Origin of the sequence: Streptomyces chrestomyceticus JCM 4735 (genome assembly GCF_003865135.1) — a bacterium.
Taxonomy (GTDB): Bacteria; Actinomycetota; Actinomycetes; order Streptomycetales; family Streptomycetaceae; genus Streptomyces; species Streptomyces chrestomyceticus.
In genome coordinates this window covers 1,562,676-1,583,228 of sequence record NZ_BHZC01000001.1, presented here as the reverse complement: position 1 = coordinate 1,583,228, position 20,553 = coordinate 1,562,676, and the positions used below count along the sequence as shown (strand labels likewise).

The following is a 20,553-nucleotide window of genomic DNA, read 5'->3' as shown; positions in this document are numbered from 1 at the left end:
GAGGCGTTGTGAGGAGAAAGCGATGACCCGATCCATGGTCGAGGACGTGTGGCCGCTGTCACCACTGCAGGAGGGGCTGCTCTTCCACGCCACCTTTGACGAGGAGGGGCCGGACGTCTACACGGTGCAGTCCGCACACGCCGTCGACGGACCCTTGGAAGCGGGCCGGCTGCGCGCGGCATGGGAGACCCTGGTCGCCCGGCACGCGGCCCTGCGCGCCTGCTTCCGCCGGGTCAGCGGGGCCCGCATGGTGCAGGTCATCGCCCGCGAGGTGGAACTGCCCTGGCAGGAGGCCGACCTGTCCGGCCTCGCCCCGGACGACGCCGAGGCCGAGGCCGGGCGGCTGGCCGACGCCGAACGCGCCCGCCGCTTCGACCTGGCCACCGCGCCCCTGCTGCGGATCCTGCTGATCCGCCTCGGCCCGGACCGGCACCGCATGGTCGTCACCAGCCACCACATCCTGATGGACGGCTGGTCGATGCCGATCGTCCTGACGGAGCTGTCCGCGGCGTACGCGGCGGGCGGCGACGGCACCGCCCTCCCGCCGACCGCCTCCTACCGCGACTACCTGGCCTGGCTCAACCGGCAGGACAAGGACGCCGCCCGCGAGGCGTGGCGCGCCGAACTGGCCGGTGCCGACGAGCCCACCCTGGTGGTCCCGGCGGACCGGACCCGCGCCAGTGTGGTGCCCGAGGACGTCCTGATCGACATCCCCGAGGGCCCCTCCAGGGAGCTGACCGACCTGGCCCGCCGCTACGGACTGACCCTCAACACCCTGTTCCAGGGCGCCTGGGCCCTGGTGCTGGCCCGGCTGGCGGGCCGTACCGACGTGGTCTTCGGCGCCACCGTCGCGGGCCGCCCGCACGACCTGCCGCACGTCGAGTCGATGGTCGGCCTGTTCATCAACACCCTGCCCGTACGGGTACGGCTCGACGGCGGACAGCCCGCGATCGACATGCTCAGCGCGCTCCAGGAACGCCAGTCGGCGCTCCTCCCGCACCAGCACCTGGGCCTGTCCGAGGTGCAGCAGCTCGCCGGGCCCGGAGCGTCCTTCGACACCCTCGTGGTCTACGAGAGTTTCCCGCGCCCGCCCGCCGGACCGGACGACCCGCAGGCCCTGACCCTGGAACCGGCCGGGCTGTCCCGCAACGCGGCGCACTACCCGATCACCCTCGGCGTGTTCCCCGGCGACCGCATCAGCCTGCGGCTGTCCTCCCGCCCCGACCTGTTCGGCGAGGAGGCGACCCGGCTGATCGGACAGCGGGTGGTGCGGGTGCTCACCCAACTGGCCGCCGACCCCACGATGCCGGTGGGCCGCGTCGGCGTCCTGGAGGACCAGGAGCGCGACCTGGTGCTGGCGGGCTGGAACGCCACCGCCGCCAGGGCCCCCGGCACCTCGGTGCCGGAACTGATCGCCGGGCAGGCCGCGCAGGTGCCGGGCGCCGTCGCGGTGAGCGACCCGCGCCGCTCCCTGTCCTACGCCGAACTGGCCCGGGAGTCGGACCGGCTCGCGGCGTACCTCGCGGACCGCGGCGTGGCGCGCGGCGACCGGGTCGCGGTGCTGATGGAACGCTCCGCCGACCTGCTCGTGACGCTGCTCGCGGTGTGGAAGACGGGCGCCGGGTACGTCCCGGTGGACCCCGGGTACCCGGCGGAACGCGTCGCGTTCCTGCTGGCCGACTCCGGCCCGTCGGCGGTCGTGTGCACGCGCGCCACCCGCGACGCGGTGCCCGTCGACGCCGCCGCCGAACTGGTGGTGCTGGACGACGACCCGACCCGGGCCGCCATCGCGGTGAGCCCGGCCGACGCCTTGGTGCCGGTACGCGTGGGAGCGGAGGACCTCGCGTACGTCATGTACACCTCGGGCTCGACCGGTGTGCCCAAGGGCGTGGCCGTACCGCACGGCAGCGTGGCCGGCCTGGTCGGCGACCTCGGCTGGTCGGTGGGACCGCGGGACGCGGTGCTCATGCACGCGCCGCACGCCTTCGACGCCTCGCTGTTCGAGATCTGGGTGCCGCTGGCCTCCGGCGGCCGCGTGGTCGTCGCCGCGCCGGGCGCGGTGGACGCCCAGGACATCCGCGCCGCGATCGCCGCCGGAGTGAGCGCGGTGCACCTGACGGCCGGCACGTTCCGTGTCGTGGCGGAGGAGTCACCGGAGTGCCTGCACGGCCTGCGCGAGGTGCTGACCGGCGGTGACGTGGTGCCCGCCGCGGCCGTCGACCGGGTACGCGCGGCCTGCCCCGGCACCGCCGTACGCCATCTGTACGGGCCGACCGAGACCACCCTGTGCGCCACCTGGCACCTGACCCGGCCGGACGACGAACCGGCCGCCGTGCTGCCGATCGGCCGCCCGCTGGGCAACCGGCAGGTCTACGTCCTGGACGCGTTCCTGCAACCGGTGCCCGCGGGCACGGCGGGCGAACTGTACGTGGCCGGCACCGGCCTGGCGCACGGCTACCTCGGCCGCGCGGGACTGACCGCGGAACGCTTCGTGGCCTGCCCGTTCGCCTCTGGCGAGAGGATGTACCGGACCGGGGACCTGGTGCGCTGGACGGAGGCGGGCGAGCTGCTGTTCGTCGGCCGCGCCGACGAACAGGTCAAGATCCGCGGCTTCCGGGTGGAGCTCGGCGAGGTCGAGGCGGCCCTGACCGCGCACCCGGCGGTCGGCCAGGCCGTGGTCGCGGCCCGCGAGGACCGGCCCGGCGAGCGGCTGCTGGTCGGTTACGTCGTCCCGGACGGCCAGGAGGTCGACTCCGACGATGTCCGCGACCACGCCGCCAAGGTCCTGCCCGGCTACATGGTCCCGGCCGCGGTGATCGTGATGGGCTCACTGCCCGTCACCGCCAACGGCAAGGTCGACCACAAGGCCCTGCCCGCCCCCGACTTCGCCGAACGGGTCTCCCAAAGGGCGCCGCAGAACGAGACCGAGGAGATCCTCTGCGGCCTCTTCGCCGACGTCCTCAAACTCGAACAGGTCGGCGCCGACGACGACTTCTTCGAGCTGGGCGGCGAGTCCGGCCTGGCGATGCGCCTGATCGGACGGATCCGCGAGGAGTTCGACGCCGCGCTGAACCTGCGGCAGTTCTTCAGCGCGCCCACCGCGGCGGGCGTGGCCCGCACCCTGGCCACGAAGGCCCGCCCGGTCCTGAACCCGGCCGGCCACGACGGCGAGGCGCCCGCCACCGTCGCCCAGCTCCGTACCTGGCTGCTGACCCGGCTGCACGACAGCGGCCCGGCCCACCAGTTCTCGGCCGCGCTGCGCCTGTCGGGCGAGCTGGACCGCGCGGCACTGGAAGCCGCGCTCGGCGACGTGGCGGCCCGGCACGAGATCCTGCGGACCACCTTCTCCGGCGCCCGCAACGAGCTGCGCCAGCACATCGTGCCCGCCACCGACGAGGCCGCCCGCCCGCGGCTGACGGTGACCGAGGCGACCGAGGAGGAACTGCCGGAGCTGCTGGCCGCCCGCGCCGCCCGCACCTTCGACCTGACCCGGGAAGCACCCTGGGCGCCGCAGCTCTTCACGCTGTCGGACACCGACCACGTCCTGCTGGTCACCGTCCACCGGATCGCCGCGGACGACCAGTCCCTCGACCCGCTCTTCCGCGACCTGTCGGCCGCGTACGGCGCACGCTGCGAAGGCCGGGCACCCGAACGGGCCCCGCTGCCCCTCCAGTTCGCCGACTACGCCGTGTGGGAGCAGGAGCTGCTGCGCGGCGCCGACGAGCCGGAGAGCCTGGTCAGCGACCAGCTCGCGTACTGGCAGGACGCCCTGGCGGGACTGGCCGGCGAACTGGAACTGCCCACCGACCGGCCGCGCCCCGCGCTGCCGTCGCGGCGCGTCGAGCGCGTACCGCTGCGCCTGGACGCGGCGGCCCACGCCCGGCTGATGGCGGCGGCCGAACCCCGCGAGGCCACCGGCTTCATGGTCGTCCAGGCCGCGCTGGCCCTGCTGCTCACCCGGCTCGGCGCGGGCACCGACATCGTCCTCGGCACCACCCGGGCACGCCGGGACGAGGACGGCCTGGAGGGGCTGGTGGGCCCGTTCGACGGCCCGCTGGCCCTGCGGACGGACACCTCCGGCGACCCCGGCTTCCTCGAACTGCTGCGCAGGGTCCAGCAGACCCACCGCGAGGCCGTCAACCACCAGGACGTGCCCTTCGAGCGGGTGGTGGACGCGCTGCCGCTGCCGCCCTCCGTGGACCGGCACCCCGTCTTCCAGGTCGGCCTGGACGTCCACGAGGGCAGGACCGAGGTGTGGGACCCGTGGGAGCTGCCCGGCCTGCGCACCGGCCGCCTCGACGTGGGCGGCGCGACCGGCGAGCTGGACCTGTCGGTCGGCCTGACCGAGCGGCAGCGCGCCGACGGTTCCCCGGACGGCATGGACGGCCACCTCACGTACGCCACCGACCTGTTCGACCACGACACCGCGCAGGCGTTCGCCGACCGGCTGGTGCGCGTACTGGAACAGCTCGCGGCCGATCCCGAACTGTCCCTGAGCCGGGTGGACGTCCTGCTGGACGAGGAGGAGTTCCGCCGCCTGGTGGCGGACTTCCACGGCACCGCCGCCGAGATCCCGGACCGTACCGTCGTCGAGCAACTGGCCGCGCAGGCGGCCCGCACCCCGGACGCGGTGGCCGCCACCGACCCGGACGGCGTGCTCACCTACGGCGCGCTGGACACCGCGAGCGGTGCGCTGGCCCGCCGGCTGAGGAAGCGGGGCATCGGCGCCGGGGACGTCGTGGCGGTGGCGGAACCGGTCACCACCGCCTTCCTGGTCGCGCTCACCGGCGTCCTGAAGTCCGGCGCCGTCTGCCGCCCGGTGGACTCCCACCGGCCGGTCGGGGACATCGAGACCGTCCTGAGCACGAGCCGGCCCGCCGCCCTGGTCTGCACTGCGGCCACGGCCGCGCGGCTGTCGGCGGACGGCCCGGTGCCGACCGTCGTCCTGGACGACCCGCTGACCGCCGCATCCGGCACGGCGGAACCGGAATTCCGGCCGCCGCTGCCCGCCCAGCCCGCGCTGGTCCTCGACGGCACGGCACCGGACGGCCCCGCGGCCGTCGTCGACCACCGCACACTGGCCGGCCAGACGGCGTACCGCACCCAGGCCACCCCGGCGGCCGGCGGCACGGCCCTGCTCGACACCCGGGCCCCCGTCGCGGCGCTCGTCATCCCGCTGCTCGCGGCCCTGTGCGGCGGCGGCAGCGTCCGGCTCGGCGCGCCGGAGGACGTCCGCACACCCGACGGGACCGGCACCGCACGGCTGCTGGTGACCACCCGGGACTTGCTGCCGACGCTCACCGAACTGCCGGACGGGCAGCGGCCCACGGAAGTCCTCGTGGTGTCGGCGGGCACGCCGGAGGCCGACGACGGCCTGCTGAAGTGGCGGGCGATGCACCCGGACGTCACCGTGGTCACCGGCCACGCCGCCGCCGGGACGGCTGGCCCCTGGCTCGAACACCGGGCGGCCCCGCACGAGTCCGTGCCGTCGTCGCTGCCCACGGGCCGACCGGTGCCCAACACCCGCGCCTACGTCCTCGACGACCTGCTGCGGCCGGTCCCGCCCGGCGTCACCGGCGACCTGTACGTCGCGGGCGCGGCGACGGCACGCGGATACGCGGGCGGCTCCGCGTTGACCGGTGAACGGTTCGTCGCGGACCCCTTCGGACCGCCCGGCGAGCGGATGCTGCACACCGGCGACCGGGCGCGGCGCAGCACGGCCGGCCTGCTCACCGTGGCGGACGCGAGCAGCGCGCGCCCGGCTCGTACCGGCGCGGCCCGCGGCACCAGCCGCGGCGACCTCGGCGTCCTGCTGCCGCTGCGGACCCAGGGCAGCCAACCGCCGCTGTTCTGCCTCCACCCCAGCCTCGGGCTGAGCTGGGGCTACCGGGGCCTGCTGCCGCACCTGCCCGCCGACCGGCCGGTCTACGGGCTCCAGGCCCGCGGCCTGGCCGGGCCCGAGCCGCTGCCGCTGACCATGGAGGAGATGGCCGCCGACTACGTCGACCAGATCCGCACCGTCCAGCCCAGCGGCCCGTACCACCTCCTCGGCTGGTCCTTCGGCGGTACCGTGGCCTACGCGGTCGCCACCGCCCTGGAGGCCCAGGGCGAGAAGGTGGCCCTGCTCGCCCTGCTCGACACCTATCTCGGCGGGGACACCGGCGAGTTCTTCGGCGAGACGCCCGCCGCCCGCGAGGGCGAGGACGTCACGATGCGCCGCGAACTGGGCGCGCAGGGGCCGCCGGACGGCGGCGGGGAGGCCGGCGGCGACGGTGCCGGCGTCGCCGGACTGGGCCTGGACGAACAGCTCCTGACCGCCATCAGGGAAGTGACCGTCAACTCGGGCCGGCTGTCGTACGGCTACACCCCGAAGCGGTTCGGCGGCGACCTCGTGGTCTTCGTCGCCACCGTCAACCGGCCCGAGAACTCCCAGGCGTGGGACGCCGTCGCCAGTTGGCGGACCTTCGTCGCGGGCGACATCGACACCCATGACATCGCCGTCGACCACAACGACATGCTCCAGCCCGCGCCCTTGGCACAGATCGGGCGCGTCGTAGCGGAAAAACTCCAGGCCGTGCGGCCGACAGGGGAAAGGAACCCGTCATGACCAATCCGTTCGACAACGAGAACGGCACCTTCCTGGTGCTCGTCAACGACGAGGGCCAGCACTCGCTCTGGCCCGCTTTCGCGGAAATTCCGGAAGGCTGGACCTCGGTGCACGGAGAAGCCGGCCGGCAGGAATGCCTCGACTACATCGACGAGAACTGGACGGACATGCGTCCGAAGAGTCTCATCGCGGAAATGAGCCGGAGCGGCAACGCGTAACCGCGCACACGGCACGGCCATGGAGGGGGCGGTCCGGACACGGGCCGCCCCCGCGGGGACGTTCCCGCGTACGGACGGGAACCGGGGCGGCCGCGTCCGGCACCGCACCGCCGGGCCCGGTCGCGGTGGGGCGTGGGCGCGGTCCGGCGGGTACGTGATCGCCGCCGGGTCCGCGGACGTGGCGGCGCCGCCCGCCCCGGCCGGCGCGCACCGCAACCCGGTGTCAAATCGCCTTCCTTGACGACTTCTCAGAGAAAATTAACAATCGAATAGCAGGCGGACAGGATTCTGCGCGCAAACGCACAGAAACATTCCGCCCGAGAATGGGGGAGAGGGCCGTGGCGAATTCAGCGAACGCAGGGAACTCCGCTCGCTCGGAGACGTTCGACGTGGTGGTCGTCGGCGGCGGGCCGGCCGGTTCGACGCTGGCCGCGCTGGTGGCGCGGCAGGGACACCGGGTACTGGTGCTGGAGAAGGAGTTCTTCCCCCGCTACCAGATCGGCGAGTCGCTGCTGCCGTCGACGGTGCACGGGGTGTGCCGGCTGACCGGGGTCGCGGACGACCTGGCGGCGGCGGGCTTCACCCGCAAGCGGGGCGGCACCTTCCGCTGGGGGGCGACGCCCGAGCCGTGGACGTTCTCCTTCTCCGTCTCGGAGCGCATGGCCGGGCCGACCTCGTACGCGTACCAGGTGGAGCGCTCGAAGTTCGACGAGATCCTGCTGCGGCACGCCGGGCGGTCCGGCGCGGTGGTCCGCGAGGGCTGCGCCGTCGCGGACGTGATCGAGGACGCCGAGCGGGTCCGGGGCGTGCGCTACACCGACGCCGACGGGGCGCGGCGCGAGGCGTACGGGACGTACGTGGTGGACGCCTCGGGCAACAAGAGCCGGCTCTTCCAGCGGGTGGGCGGCGAACGGAAGTACTCGGAGTTCTTCCGCAGCCTCGCCCTGTTCGGCTACTTCGAGGGCGGCAAGCGGCTGCCCGAGCCGAACTCCGGCAACATCCTCTCGGTCGCCTTCGACAGCGGCTGGTTCTGGTACATCCCGCTCAGCCCCACCCTGACCAGCGTGGGCGCGGTGGTACGGCGCGACATGGCGGACAAGATCCAGGGCGACCGCGAGCGCGCGCTCACGGCCCTGATAGCCGAGTGCCCCCTGATATCGGAGTACCTGTCCGGCGCCACCCGGGTCACCGACGGCCAGTACGGCCAACTGCGCGTCCGCAAGGACTACTCGTACCACCAGACGACGTTCGCCCGCCCCGGCATGCTCCTGGTGGGCGACGCGGCGTGCTTCGTCGACCCGGTGTTCTCCTCCGGTGTCCACCTGGCGACCTACAGCGGCCTGCTGGCCGCCCGCAGCATCAACAGCGCGTTGGCCGGGCTGGTCGACGATACGGTGGCGGTCCGCGAGTTCGAGGCGCGCTACCGGCGCGAGTACAGCGTCTTCTACGAGTTCCTGCTCTCGTTCTACGAGATGCACCACAGCGAGCAGTCCTACTTCTGGCAGGCGAAGAAGGTCACCCACCACGACCGCACCGAGATGGAGGCGTTCGTCGACCTGGTCGGCGGCGTCTCGTCCGGGGAGGCGGCACTGTCCGAGGCCGACGCGATGGTGGAACGGCTGCGGGCCGACTCGGCGGAGTTCGCGGGCGCCGTGGACCAGTTGGCGCACAGCGAGGACGGCAGCATGCTGCCGCTGTTCAAGTCCTCCGTGGTCAGCCAGGTCACCCGCGAGGGCTCGCAGGTGCAGATGCGGGCCCTGCTGGGCGCCGACGCCGAACCGGAGGCCCCCCTCGTCCCCGGCGGACTCGTCTCGTCCCCGACGGCATGTTCTGGCTCCCCGCCAGCAGCGGCTGACCCCGACGCAGGAAAGGATCCGCGGATGCCCGAGACACCCGAGATTCCCGCCCACTACCGGCGGGACCGCTTCGACCCGGTGCCCGAACTCGTCGCGATGGCCAGGGAGACACCCCTGGTCGAGACCGACGTGACCATCGGCCCGTCCCGCCAGCTCGGCTGGGTGGCCACCGGGCACGCCGAGGTACGGGCGGTGCTCTCCGACACCGAACGGTTCAGCACCCGGCCGCCCGCCGACAGCGAGGAGGACGCGCAGAACCTGGTGCAGGCGGGCAACCTCCTCCAGTACGACCCGCCCGACCACACCCGGCTGCGCAAACTCCTCACGGCGGAGTACACGGTGCGGCGGATGCGCCGGCTGGAGCCGCGCGTCGAGGAGGTGGTCGAGGACTGCCTCGACACCATGGAGCGCATCGGGCGCCCCGCGGACCTCGTACGGTACTTCGCCTGGCCGATCCCGGGGCTCGTGAGCTGCGAGCTGCTCGGCGTGCCCCGGGACGACCAGACGGAACTGGCCCGCTACCTCGACATCACCCGCGACGTCGGCCGTACCCAGGAACAGCAGTTGGCGGCCGGCAAGGCGTACTGGGCGTACATGGGACAGCTCGCCGAGCGGCGGCGCCGCAACCCCGGCGAGGACATGATCGGGAACCTGGTCCGCGAACAGGGCTCGGCGATCTCCGACGCGGAGCTGGCCGGCATCGGCGCGACGGTGATGGCGGCCGGCTTCGAACAGGTCGCCAGCATCATCGGCCTGGGCACCCTGCTGCTGCTGGAGCACCCGGACCAGCTCGCGCTCTGGCGCGACAACCCCGAGCTGACCGACCGCGCCGTGGAGGAGATGGTCCGCTACCTCACGGTCATCCACACCGCCTCGCCCCGCACCGCGCTGGAAGACGTCACCATCGGCGGCCAGCAGATCAAGGCCGGGGAGAGCGTGGCCTGTTCCCTGCTGGCCGCCAACCGCGTACCGGCCGCGGGCGAACCCGAGGACCGCTTCGACATCACCCGCGAGCCGACCCCGCACATGGCCTTCGGGCACGGCATCCATCACTGCCTCGGTGCCCCGCTGGCCAGGATGGAACTGCGCATCGCCTTCCCGGCACTGCTGCGCCGCTTCCCCGGCCTGCGGCTTGCGGTACCGCCGGAGAAGGTCCGCTTCCGGCCCGCCCGGTCACGTCAGTACGCCCTGGAATCCTTGCCCGTCGAATGGTAGGAGGCGCAATGCCGGAGGAGACCCAGCACCAGTTCGACCATGCCCGCAGGGCCGGTTTCGGCCCGTCCGACGACATCCGCCAGCAGCGCGCCCAGGGCGCCCTCGTCAAGGAGGAGGTGGCCCCGGCGCCCGGGGCCGCGCCCGAGCCCATCTGGATGGCCCTGGGCTACGAAGCGGTCCGCCAGGTGATGGGCGACCACGTCCGCTTCAGCAACCAGCGCCGGTTCCGCGCCCAGGCCGTACGCGGCGGCAGCAAGCACCGCCCGCAGGAGATGTCCGGCCACCTCATGGACTACGACCAGCCCGAGCACACCCGGCTCCGCAAGATGCTCACACCGGAGTTCACGGTGCGCCGCATCCAGCGGCTCAAGCCGGTGACGGAACAGATCGCGGAACGCTGCCTGGACGCCATGGAGCGCAACGGGCAGCCCGCCGACCTCGTGGACCTCTACGCGAGCCCGATCTCCGGCGCCGTCCTGTGCGAACTGCTCGGCGTGCCCCGCGACGACCGGCGCGAGTTCCTGGTCAAGCACCAGTGGCAGCTCGAGCAGGACCGCAGCCGCAAGGACCGGGCCGCCGCCCAGGCGTACACCTCCGGCTACCTGCGCGCGCTGGTCAAACGGCAGCGCAAGGACCCCGACGAGGGGTTCATCGGCCAGCTCATCCGCGACCACGGCGACAACTTCGACGACGAGGAACTGCTCGGCATCTGCGGCCTGATGGTGCTCGCCGGGCTCGACAACGTCACCGGCATGATCAGCCTCGGCGTGCTGGCCCTCCTGGAACACCCGGACCAGCTCGCCATCCTGCTGGCGGACCCCGAGAAGAACGTGGACCGCGTGGTCGACGAACTGCTGCGCTTCCTGTCCGTCGCCCACGCGCCGACCCCGCGTACCGCGGTCGAGGACGTGGTCGTGGCCGGACAACTGGTCAAGGCGGGGGAGGAGATCGTCTGCTCGATCCCGATGGCCAACCGCGACCCGGCGCTCGGTCCCGATGTCGACCGGTTCGACGTCGAGCGCGACCCGCTGCCGCACATCGCCTTCGGGCACGGCATCCACCACTGCATCGGCGCCGCACTCGGCAGGATGGAACTGCGCACCGCCTACCTGGCGCTGTGGCGGCGCTTCCCCGACCTGCGGCTGGCCGTGCCCGCCGCCGACGTGCCGCACAAGACGAACTCTATCGCCTACGGCCTGGAGCGCCTCCCGGTCGCCTGGTGACGGCCGGGAACCACCAGGGCGCGCGGCGCCCGGACACCCCGCAGATGAGGAGAGCACGATGGTCGAGGTACGGGTGGACCCGGAGATCTGCGCCGCTTCCGGCATGTGCAAGCTGCTGGTGCCCGCGGTCTTCGACCAGTCGGAGGAGGACGGCACGGTGCGGCTCACCGACCCGGCGCCGCCCGCTGAACTGGAGGCGAAGGTACGGACGGCGGCCCTGCGCTGCCCGGCCGGCGCCATCGCGGTGCACGAGATGGAGACCGACGCCTCGTAGCGCCGGCGGGCCCGGCGGCGCGCCGGGCCACCGGGAACACCACGACGAAGCTCCTGGTGGCCGGGGAACGGCCACCAGGAGCTTCGTCTTGCCTTGTCGTGCGGGACACCGGCACGCCGGGGTTACGGCCCGCCGGTCTCCGGTCGGCTTAAGGCCCGCCGGTTTCCGACCGACCGGCGTCGGCCCGCGCTCCGGAACCGTCCGGCCGGCCCGGCACGGCTGCTCCGGCGGACCCGGCCGGCCCGGCGGCCCGAGCCGGCGCCCCGAGCCGCACCGTCCGCAGCCGCCGCGCGTCCGCGACCGTGGCGCAGCCCGCCAGCCCCAGCGCGTCGGACAGTTCGGCGGCCAGCAGGTCCAGCACCCGGCGCACGCCCGCCTCCCCGGCCGCGGCCAGGCCCCACACCGGCGGGCGCCCGACCAGCACCCCGGACGCGCCCAGCGCCAGCGCCCTGAGCACGTCCGTACCCGAGCGGACGCCGCTGTCCAGCAGCACCTGGCAGCTCCCGCCGACCGCCTCCGCGATCTCCGGCAGCGCCTCGACGCTCGGCAGGGCGCCGTCCAACTGTCGACCTCCATGGTTGGACACCACGACGGCATCCACCCCGAACTCCGCGGCACGTACCGCGTCCTCGGCCGCCAGCACCCCCTTGAGCAGCAGCGGAAGCCGGGTCATCGCCCGCAGCTCCGCCACCTGCGACCAGGTCAGCGCCGACGAGAACTCCTGGCCGGTGTGCACGGCCACCGCCGAGGCGCCGGCGGCGCGCCGGTGCGCGGCCGAGGGGCCGCCACCGTCCAGATGGGCCGCCCGCACCCGCTCCGGCAGCGCGAACTCGTTGCGTACGTCGCGCAGCCGCCGCCCCATCCAGGGCACGTCCACGGTCAGCATCAGCGCCTCGCAGCCGGCGTCCTCCGCACGCCGCGCCAGCTCCAGGGCCCGGCCCGGCTCGCGCAGCCAGTACAACTGGAACCAGACCCGGCCGCCGAGCGCGGTGATCTCCTCCACCGGCACGGTGCTCAGCGTGCTCACCGTGAACGGCACCCCCGCGGCCCGCGCCGCCCGCGCCGCCGCCAGTTCGCCGTCCGGATGCACCAGCGCCTGGTACGCGACCGGGGCCACCGCCACCGGCATCCGCGCCGGACGGCCCAGCAGATCGGCGCCGGCCGCGCACCGCGACACGTCCCGCAGCACCCGTGGCCGGACGAAGACCCGGTCGAACGCCTCCCGGTTGGCGGCGAGCGTCCGCTCGCCTCCGCTGCCGCCCGCGACGAAGTCCCGTACCCCGGCGGGCAGCACCGCGGCGGCGGCACGCTCGACGTCCGCAAGGGTCATGAGCGTGTCCGCCGCCGCGCCGCCGGGCGCCGGGTCCTCACAGGACACGCTGGCCCTTCTTCTCCAGCTCCACGGCCTCGTACAGCGCCTTGATGTTGGAGCTGCCGAACGTCTCCGCACCCTGCCGCTCGATGATCTCGTAGAAGATCGTCCGGCGCGGGTGGGTGGAGGCGGTGAAGATCTGGAACAACTGCCCGCCGTGGTCCTGGTCCGCCAGCAGACCGGTCGACCGCAGGTCGTCCAGGCTGTGGTCGCTGAGCGCGATCCGCCGGCCCAGCAGGTCGTAGTAGGCGGCGGGGGAGCTGAGGAACTCCACGCCGCGGCCGCCGAGGGTGCGCACCGCGTGCACGGCGTCGTCACAGGAGAACGCGAGATGCTGGACGCCCGCCCCGTGGTGGCTCTTCAGGAAGTCGTCGATCTGCCCCGGGTCGGCGGTGGTGTCCGGCTCGATGAGGGTCAGGGTGACCCGGCCGGTGGGGCTCTGGACGACCTTGGAGTCCATCGCCTGCGCGCCCACCACGATGTGCTCCTCGAAGATCTCCCGGAAGCCGAGCGCCCGCTGGTAGTAGTCGACGGTCGCGTCGAGGTCGCCGTGGTTCAGGCACACCGCGACGTGGTCCAGTTCGAGCAGCCCCACCTCGCTGGGCACCGGCTGCCGGGACTTGAGCGTCGGCACGAAGCCGACCGGCAGCCCGGGACCCTCCTCCGGGGCGCGCTGCACCAGCGTGTGCACCACGTCGCCGAAGCCGCTGACGGTGGCCGTGACGCTGCCGTCGGGCCCGTGCCGGGCGGGCTCGCGCAGCGGCTGGGCGCCGTTGGCCACCGCGTGGGCGTACGCGCCTTCGACGTCGGCGGTGCGCAGCGCGATGTCCGCGACGCCCTCGCCGTGCGCCAGGACGTACACCGACGCCGGGTGCCGGTCGGAGGTCGCCATGGTGAGCACCAGGGTGATCGTGCCGTGCCGCAGGGCGATGCTGCGGTGCTCACTGGAGCCGCCGGTACCGACGACGGTGAACGCGTACCGGTCGACCCAGGCGAACGCCGCCGCGTCCAGGTCTTCCACGTACATCTCGACGTAGTCGATCGCGAGATCGCTGACCGGGCCGGCAGCAGCCGTGGCCGCTGTGGTTTTCGAAACTGTCATGAGAGTCCCCGTTTGAAGGAATGATCTGGACGCGGCTCGTCGAGCCGGCTCGCCTACCGGAGCGGACGGATTACCTGCCGCACGACCGCGCCGACGACTGCCCGCCCGGCCGAATCCATGGACCTCTTCGCGGGTTCGCCACTGCCGCCGGACAGCGGAAGGCGAACCAATTCGGTGCTGCCCGACATTACACCGGCCCCACCCCTGTCGCACCTGTCAAGAAATACGGCAGGACCGGCCGGCGGCGCGGTATCACCTTGACCTCGTACGCGCGCCGGAGAACCATTGCCGTCGATCCGGCCCTGGGGGATGCTGAGGGCCCGGCACGGGCCGCGGACGCGCGCGCCGTACCCCTTCCTGACTGACAGAAGGCAGCCATGGAAATCACGCAACCGGAAATTGTCGCCGAGTTGAATGCCGCGACGCTGCACGCTTCGCTGGCCGACGCCTCGATGGAGTCCATGAATCTTCTGAATCAGATCGCCGACGAGTATCCGGAAGCGATCTCTTTCGCGGCGGGGCGGCCGTACGAAGGCTTTTACGACGCAGCTCAGGTGCATGAATACCTGCAGACCTTCTGCGATCATCTGCGGTCCGAGCGCCGGATGACGGAAACGGAAATCGCCCGGACCCTGTACCAGTACGGCGAGACGAAAGGGATCATCGCCGGGCTGATCGCGCGGGGCCTGGCCGTGGACGAGGGCATCGAGGCCGTGGACGGGTCCGTGGTCGTCACGGTCGGCTGCCAGGAGGCGATGTTCCTCGTCCTGCGCGCGCTGCGGGCCGGCAGCCGGGACGCCGTGCTCGCGCCCCGGCCCGCCTACGTCGGCCTCACCGGCGCCGCGCTCCTCGCCGACCTGCCCGTGCTGCCGGTGCACACCGGGGAGCACGGCATCGATCTGGACGACCTGCTCACCCAACTGCGCCGCGCGCGGGCCGCGGGCCGGCGGGTGCGCGCCTGCTACGTGACGCCCGACTTCTCCAACCCGGTGGGCGCCAGCATGGACGTGGCCGACCGGCACCGGTTGCTGGAGATCGCCGAGAGCGAGAACCTCCTCCTGCTGGAGGACAACGCGTACGGCGTCTTCCACACGTCCGCCGAACGTCCGCCGACGCTGAAGTCCCTGGACCGCGGCCGCCGGGTCGTCTACCTGGGGTCGTTCGCCAAGACCGGGGTCCCGGGGGCGCGGGTCGGGTTCGTGGTCGCCGACCAGCGGGTGACCGGCGACGGCGGCGACCGGCTCCTGGCCGACGAACTGTCGAAGATCAAGAGCATGCTCACCGTCAACACCTCGCCGATCGCCCAGGCGGTCATCGGCGGCAAACTGCTCCGGCACGGCTGCAGCATGGTCGAGGCCAACCGCCGGGAGACGGACGTCTACCGGCGCAACCTCAGCCAGGTGCTGGCCGGACTGGCCCGGCGCTTCGCCGACTGCCCCGGCGTCACCTGGAACGAGCCGACCGGCGGCTTCTTCGTCGTCGTCAGCGTGCCGTTCGTCGTCACCGACGCCTTCCTGCAGCACGCGGCCCGCCGCTTCGGGGTGCTGTTCACCCCGATGCACCACTTCTACGGCGCGTCCGCGCAGTGCCGCCAGCTCCGCCTGTCCATCAGCACCCTCACCCCCGAACGCATCGAGCAGGGCCTCGACCGGCTCGCCGCGCTCATCACCGAACGGCTCCGCGCCAACGGTGGTGCCGCGGCCCAGGAGGCCGGCGCGGCGAACGGGGCCGCCACCCCGCCCGCCGCGCCGGCCGGCCCGCCCCCGGACGGTGCCCGGTGATCCGCACCCTCGCCGTCGTCGGCACCGGACTGATCGGCACCTCGCTCGGCCTCGCGGCGGCCCGCCAGGGTGTCCGGGTGCACCTCCTGGACAGCGACCCGTCCGCCGTACGGACCGCCGCCGCGCTGGGCGCCGGGCTGCCGGGGCCGCCGCCCGAACCGGTGGACCTCGCCGTGATCGCCGTCCCGCCCAGCCTCGTCGCCACCGTCCTCGCCCAGCAGCAGGCACGCGGACTCGCCCGTACGTACACCGACGTGGCCAGCGTGAAGTACGAGCCGGAACGGGCGGTCCTGGCCCGGGCCCCCGACCCGACCCGCTACATCGGCGGTCACCCGCTGGCCGGCCGCGAACGCTCCGGCCCCCTCGCGGCCCGCGTCGACCTCTTCCAGGACCGCGTCTGGGTGCTCACCCCGTCCCGGCTCACCTCCCGTACCGCCCTCGACCGCGCGCTCTCCCTGATCGGGCTCTGCGGGGCCGTACCGCTGGTGATGCAGAGCAAGGCGCACGACGACGCGGTGGCGCTCACCTCCCACGTGCCGCACGTGGTGTCCAGCCTGATGGCGGCCCGGCTCGGCGCCGGACCCCCGCAGGCCGCGCGGCTCGCGGGCCAGGGGCTCCGGGACGTGACCCGGATCGCCGGCGGCGACTCCCGGCTCTGGAGCGACATCCTCCAGGCCAACGCCGGTGCCGTCGCGGGTGTCCTCACCGACCTCCAGGCCGACCTCGCCGATCTCCTCACCGCCCTGCGCGACCTGGCCGGACCGCCCGACCGGCGCAGCGCGCACAGCCTGGCGGCGGTCGTGGACCTCCTCGACCGGGGCATCGCCGGGCTCGGCGAACTCTCCACGGGGCTCCCCGGCCGTCCGGCGCGGCTCGCCACCGTACGCGTCCGGATCGCCGACCGCCCCGGCGAACTCTCCCGGCTGCTGGCCGCCACCGCCGAACTGGGCGTCGGTCCCGAGGACGCGCGGGTACGCCCGGCCGACGGCGTGCGCGGGGACCTGACGGTCCGGCTCGCCGTCCCCGCCGCCGTGTCCGGACCCCTGCTGGCCCGCGTCACGGCCGAGGGCTGGGATGCCGACACGGAGGCCGACGGCCGGCCGGCGTGCGTCGCGTGACCGCGCACGGGCTCACAGGGCGACGGGCAGGCCCAGGACGGCGAAGAGACCGGGCCCGAACACCGTGATCTCCACGATCCGTCCGTCCTCGACGCGCAGCACGTCGAGGGCGTGGGCGCGGTGGGCGGTCTCGCCCGGCCGCCGGGCGTAGAGCGCGACAGCGGGCTGCCGGTTCATCCGGGTGGGTACGGCGCGAAGGTCCGGGGGCAAGGCGAGCCGGACAGGGGCTGCCCCCTCCGCCAGTACGGCGGCGAGCGCCTGGTCGTCGCGGCTCTCCAACGCCGCCATGTAACGCCGGAGCGCAGCGCTTCCGCCGGAGCCCGCCGATCCCGCAGGTACCCGGTCCCGTACCCGCGGACGGGCCCGTTGCAGCGCACTGTTCACCGCCGCCACGCTGACTCCCAGCGTCGCCGCGGTCTCCCGTGCCGGCCAGCCCAGCACGTCCCGCAGGACGAGCACGGCCCGCTGCCGCGGCGGCAGCGACTGGAGCGCCGCCACGAAGGCCAGCCCGATCGTGGGCCCGGCCACCACCTCACCCGACGCCGGTTCCTGGGCGAGCACCTGGTCCAGGAGCGTGTCGGGGCACGGCTGTACGGCCGGAGGGGTGCGCGGGCGGGCGGCCAGGTGGTCCAGGCAGGTGTGGGTGGCGACGCGGTACAGCCAGGTACGGAACGTCGCGTGCCCGGCGAACGTCGCCCGCTCGCGCCAGGCCCGCAGCAGCGTTTCGGTCAGCAGCTCGCCGGACGCCTCGAACGATCCGAGCATCCGGTAGCAGTGCACCTGTAACTCCGCCCGGTACCTGGCCCCCAACCGGGAGAACGCCGCCGCGTCCTCGCCCCCCGCCTCCCCGTCGCCCATCGCAGCCTCCTGTGCCCCATGCGTACCGCGCAACATCACCTTTCTCGGGTGAGGGTACTGACGTTGCGTGAACGAAGGTGCTGCGTACGGCGGTTCGAGGCGCTGGTGTGCCGGTCTCGTACGGTTTTCGGGGGCGGGGGCGCGACTTCGGCGCTCCGCTCAGCCCAGTTCCAGGCTCGTCACCGCGTAAACCCGCTCCGCCTGCACCGGCGGCACCGGGCCCGTGTACATGCGCATCGTGTGCGAGTCCGGCGCCAGGCCCCGGGAGAGGGCCAGGGTGCGGGCGCTGTGGTGCGGGTCGGGGATGTCGACGTGGACCACGTCGTCCGGGGCCAGGTGCGCGGTGAGCGCGTCGAACAGGGCCTCGGCGCCGCGCGACGTGTCGGCGAAGAGGGGGCCCAGGCGGTATCCGTCGCGGGCCGGGCGGATCGCGCCGTATCCCGCGATCCTGCCGTCCCGTAGCTGCGCGTACGCGTGGTGGCCGTCGGCGGTGAGCCAGCGGGAGAGGAACGCGCGCCGGTCGGCCGGGAAGCACTGCCGGTCGTACGCGGCGATCTCGTCGAGGTGTCCGGGTGCGACGGGGACGACCGGCGCTGCGGGTGTGCCGGGGCGTACGGGACGGCCGCGGTAGCGCGTGGTGCGGTAGGCGGTGGTGAAGCCGGAGCGCCGGTACGTGGCTTCCTGGGCCGGGACCGCGTCCAGGCCGATGGTCCGGTTCCCGGCGTGCGGCACCGCGGCCTGCCAGGTGGCCATGCCCAGTCCGCGGCCGCGGTGCTCCGGGTGCACCAGGTAGTAGCCGAGGAACGCGTACTCCGAGGAGTAGGTGACGACGGACACCGACGAGACGAGCTGCCCGTCGAGCAGACCTATGAAGAAGCCGTCCGGGTCGGTGGCGTGGAAGCAGTCGGTGTCGCGGTGGCCCGGGTTCCAGCCTTCGTCGGCGGCCCACTGTGCCACGTCGCGCCATTCCTCAAGGGTGGCGGGGCGGACGGTGAACTCACCGGCCGGGGCGCCGGGGGCCGTGGGGAGCGTGGCGGTCGCGGTCCCGGGGGCGGTGCCGGCCGTGGTGGCTGCCGGGGTGCCGGTGGTGGCGTTCTGGTGCGGGATCTCGCCGGGGGAGGTCATACCTGGTGGGTGTCCTTGGCTGTCGGGCCCCGCTGCCGTGCGGAGCAGCGGGGCGGTGGCGGTAGGTCAGATGAGGTCCATGGCGGCGACTTCGTCGGGGCGGCCGTAGCTGACCGGGCCCTGGAAGCGCCGCCGGGCGGTGGCGAACCACCACACGGTGGCGATGACGAGGACCACGCCGAGCGCGATCGGCGCATAGTTGAACGATTCCGCGGTGATCGGCGAGGCCTGCGGCAGCATGAACAGCACACTGCTGATCACGATCCAGGTCACCGCGACGGCCGCGACGAGCTTGCCGTACCGCCCCAAGTTCCACGGGCCGGGCTGGAAGGTGTCCAGCCGCAGCCGCAGGAAGATCGGCACCGCGTAGGCGAGGAAGAGCCCGACGACGTTGACGCTGACGACGGCGGTGAACGCGGTGTGCGACCACCAGCCCGGGACGACGAGGACCAGGGAGCAGGCCGCGGCCAGCCAGACCGCCTTGACGGGGGTACGGGTGCGCGCGGAGACCGAGTGCCACCAGCGGGAACCGGGCATCGCGCCGTCCCGCGAGAAGGCGAAGATCTGCCGGGTGTTGCTGGTCATGTTGGCCAGGCCGCAGAAGAGCATCGCGCCGATCACGATCAGCAGCAGGAACTTGGCGGTGCCGGTGCCGAGCGCGTCGATGAGGATCTGCACCGGCGGTGCCTCGGCGTTCGCCGCGCCCGCGTAGTCACGGATCGCGAAGACCAGGGCGAGCATCAGGACCAGGCCGGCGACCGCGGAGTAGCCGATGGCCCGCATGATGCCCTTGGGGGCGTTGACGGTGGCCCGGACCGTCTCCTCGGACATGTGGAAGCTGCCGTCGAACCCGGTGAACGTCCAGCTCGTCACGAGCAGGCCGAGCATCGCGCCGTACAGGCCGTTGGTGAACCCGGTGTTGTTGACGAAGTGCGTCACGAACGACGGGGACTGGTGGTGCGAGGGCAGCACGATCAGCGCGGTGACGATGACGACCAGGCCGATCAGCAGCCACCACACGGAGATCCGGTTGAGCACCGCGACGAGCTGCACCGTGAAGGTGTTGGCGAGCGCCTGGACGAAGAGGATCGCCGCCGTGATCAGCACCGCCCGCTGCGGGGTGGCCTCGTACGACGGCCACTGCATGGCGATGAACGCCTGGATGAAGGTGGCCGCCGCGTAGCCGGTGGCGGCCGTACCGCCGACCTGGCCGACGAAGTTCAGCCAGCCCGTGTACCAGGACCAGGCGCCCCGGTGCCGCTTGGCGAGTTTCCCGGCCGAGAAGTACAGCGCGCCGCTGGTCGGGTACGCGGAGGCGATCTCGGCCATCGAGGCGCCGACGAACAGCACCATGGCGGCGACGGCTATCCAGCCGAAGACCAGGATCACGGGTCCGCCGGCGTTCATACCGAAGCCGAAGGAGGAGAAGATCCCGGAAAGGATGTTGATGATGGTGAAAGAGATGGCGAAATTGTCGAACGCGCGGAACCGCCGGGTCAGTTTCCGCGGATAGCCCATGGCGTGCAGCGTCGCGTCGTCGTCGAGCGTGACGGGATCCGCGGCGCGGTGGCTTCTCGTGCGGGCGGGGGACACGGAATCGGACACAACCGCAACCTTTCTGGTGGGGGACAGGAAGACATCGGCGTGAAGCGCCGATATGCGGTGTCAGCACCTGTCTTCGGGGCGTGCCGGGGGCGGGGGGCCGTGTCGTCCGGCAGGCCGAGCGGGATACGGGGACCGGGGGGCGCGGTGGCGATTTGTGGTGGGCCCGGCCCGGTGGTCAGGGGACATGGGACGGCGGTTC

At 73.2% G+C, this 20,553-nt stretch carries 12 protein-coding genes; 7 read left to right on the top strand and 5 right to left on the bottom strand.

What is annotated here, in order from left to right:
* Positions 1 to 22 precede the first annotated feature (22 nt).
* From EJG53_RS06510 to EJG53_RS06485, 5 genes are all read left to right on the top strand, one after another.
* Positions 23 to 6,607: an amino acid adenylation domain-containing protein gene (locus EJG53_RS06510; RefSeq protein ID WP_125044042.1), complete on the top strand. Its 6,585-nt coding sequence runs from the start codon at positions 23 to 25 to the stop codon at positions 6,605 to 6,607.
* Positions 6,604 to 6,825: an MbtH family protein gene (locus EJG53_RS06505; RefSeq protein ID WP_125044041.1), complete on the top strand. Its 222-nt coding sequence runs from the start codon at positions 6,604 to 6,606 to the stop codon at positions 6,823 to 6,825. The genes EJG53_RS06510 and EJG53_RS06505 overlap by 4 nt, the downstream gene beginning before the upstream one ends.
* Before the next feature lie 338 nt (positions 6,826 to 7,163).
* Complete coding sequence (locus EJG53_RS43585; RefSeq protein WP_307721668.1) at positions 7,164 to 9,896, top strand: cytochrome P450; 2,733 nt, start codon at positions 7,164 to 7,166, stop codon at positions 9,894 to 9,896.
* A gap of 8 nt (positions 9,897 to 9,904) precedes the next feature.
* Positions 9,905 to 11,119, top strand: coding sequence for a cytochrome P450 (locus EJG53_RS06490; protein WP_125044040.1), 1,215 nt, complete (start codon positions 9,905 to 9,907; stop codon positions 11,117 to 11,119).
* A 58-nt stretch (positions 11,120 to 11,177) separates the two neighbouring features.
* The gene (locus EJG53_RS06485) at positions 11,178 to 11,393 is read left to right on the top strand and encodes a ferredoxin (RefSeq protein ID WP_031002376.1); all 216 of its coding nucleotides are present in this window, start codon (positions 11,178 to 11,180) and stop codon (positions 11,391 to 11,393) included.
* Positions 11,394 to 11,541: 148 nt separating this feature from the next.
* Here the strand turns inward: EJG53_RS06485 and EJG53_RS06480 are convergent, their stop codons facing one another.
* A complete protein-coding gene (locus EJG53_RS06480) occupies positions 11,542 to 12,723 on the bottom strand; it encodes an alpha-hydroxy acid oxidase (RefSeq protein WP_125049199.1) in 1,182 nt (393 codons plus the stop codon).
* 37 nt (positions 12,724 to 12,760) lie between these two features.
* Positions 12,761 to 13,867 (bottom strand): 4-hydroxyphenylpyruvate dioxygenase, encoded by a 1,107-nt coding sequence (gene hppD, locus EJG53_RS06475; protein ID WP_125044039.1) that lies wholly within the window; start codon positions 13,865 to 13,867, stop codon positions 12,761 to 12,763.
* A gap of 377 nt (positions 13,868 to 14,244) precedes the next feature.
* Between hppD and EJG53_RS06470 the strand changes: the two genes are divergently transcribed.
* Together EJG53_RS06470 and EJG53_RS06465 are read left to right on the top strand one after the other, a co-directional pair.
* Complete coding sequence (locus tag EJG53_RS06470; RefSeq protein WP_125044038.1) at positions 14,245 to 15,648, top strand: aminotransferase-like domain-containing protein; 1,404 nt, start codon at positions 14,245 to 14,247, stop codon at positions 15,646 to 15,648.
* The gene (locus EJG53_RS06465) at positions 15,648 to 16,766 is read left to right on the top strand and encodes a prephenate dehydrogenase (RefSeq protein ID WP_371858790.1); all 1,119 of its coding nucleotides are present in this window, start codon (positions 15,648 to 15,650) and stop codon (positions 16,764 to 16,766) included. The genes EJG53_RS06470 and EJG53_RS06465 overlap by 1 nt, the downstream gene beginning before the upstream one ends.
* Positions 16,767 to 16,778: 12 nt before the next feature.
* Here EJG53_RS06465 and EJG53_RS06460 read toward each other — a convergent pair whose 3' ends face one another.
* The 3 genes from EJG53_RS06460 to EJG53_RS06450 form a co-directional block, all read right to left on the bottom strand.
* Positions 16,779 to 17,624 (bottom strand): sigma-70 family RNA polymerase sigma factor, encoded by an 846-nt coding sequence (locus tag EJG53_RS06460; protein ID WP_125044036.1) that lies wholly within the window; start codon positions 17,622 to 17,624, stop codon positions 16,779 to 16,781.
* Positions 17,625 to 17,783: 159 nt separating this feature from the next.
* Entirely contained in the window at positions 17,784 to 18,749 is a 966-nt protein-coding gene (locus EJG53_RS06455; RefSeq protein WP_125044035.1) for a GNAT family N-acetyltransferase, read from the bottom strand.
* Between the two features lie 66 nt (positions 18,750 to 18,815).
* The gene (locus EJG53_RS06450; protein WP_125049198.1) at positions 18,816 to 20,267 is read right to left on the bottom strand and encodes an amino acid permease; all 1,452 of its coding nucleotides are present in this window, start codon (positions 20,265 to 20,267) and stop codon (positions 18,816 to 18,818) included.
* Positions 20,268 to 20,553 lie beyond the last annotated feature (286 nt).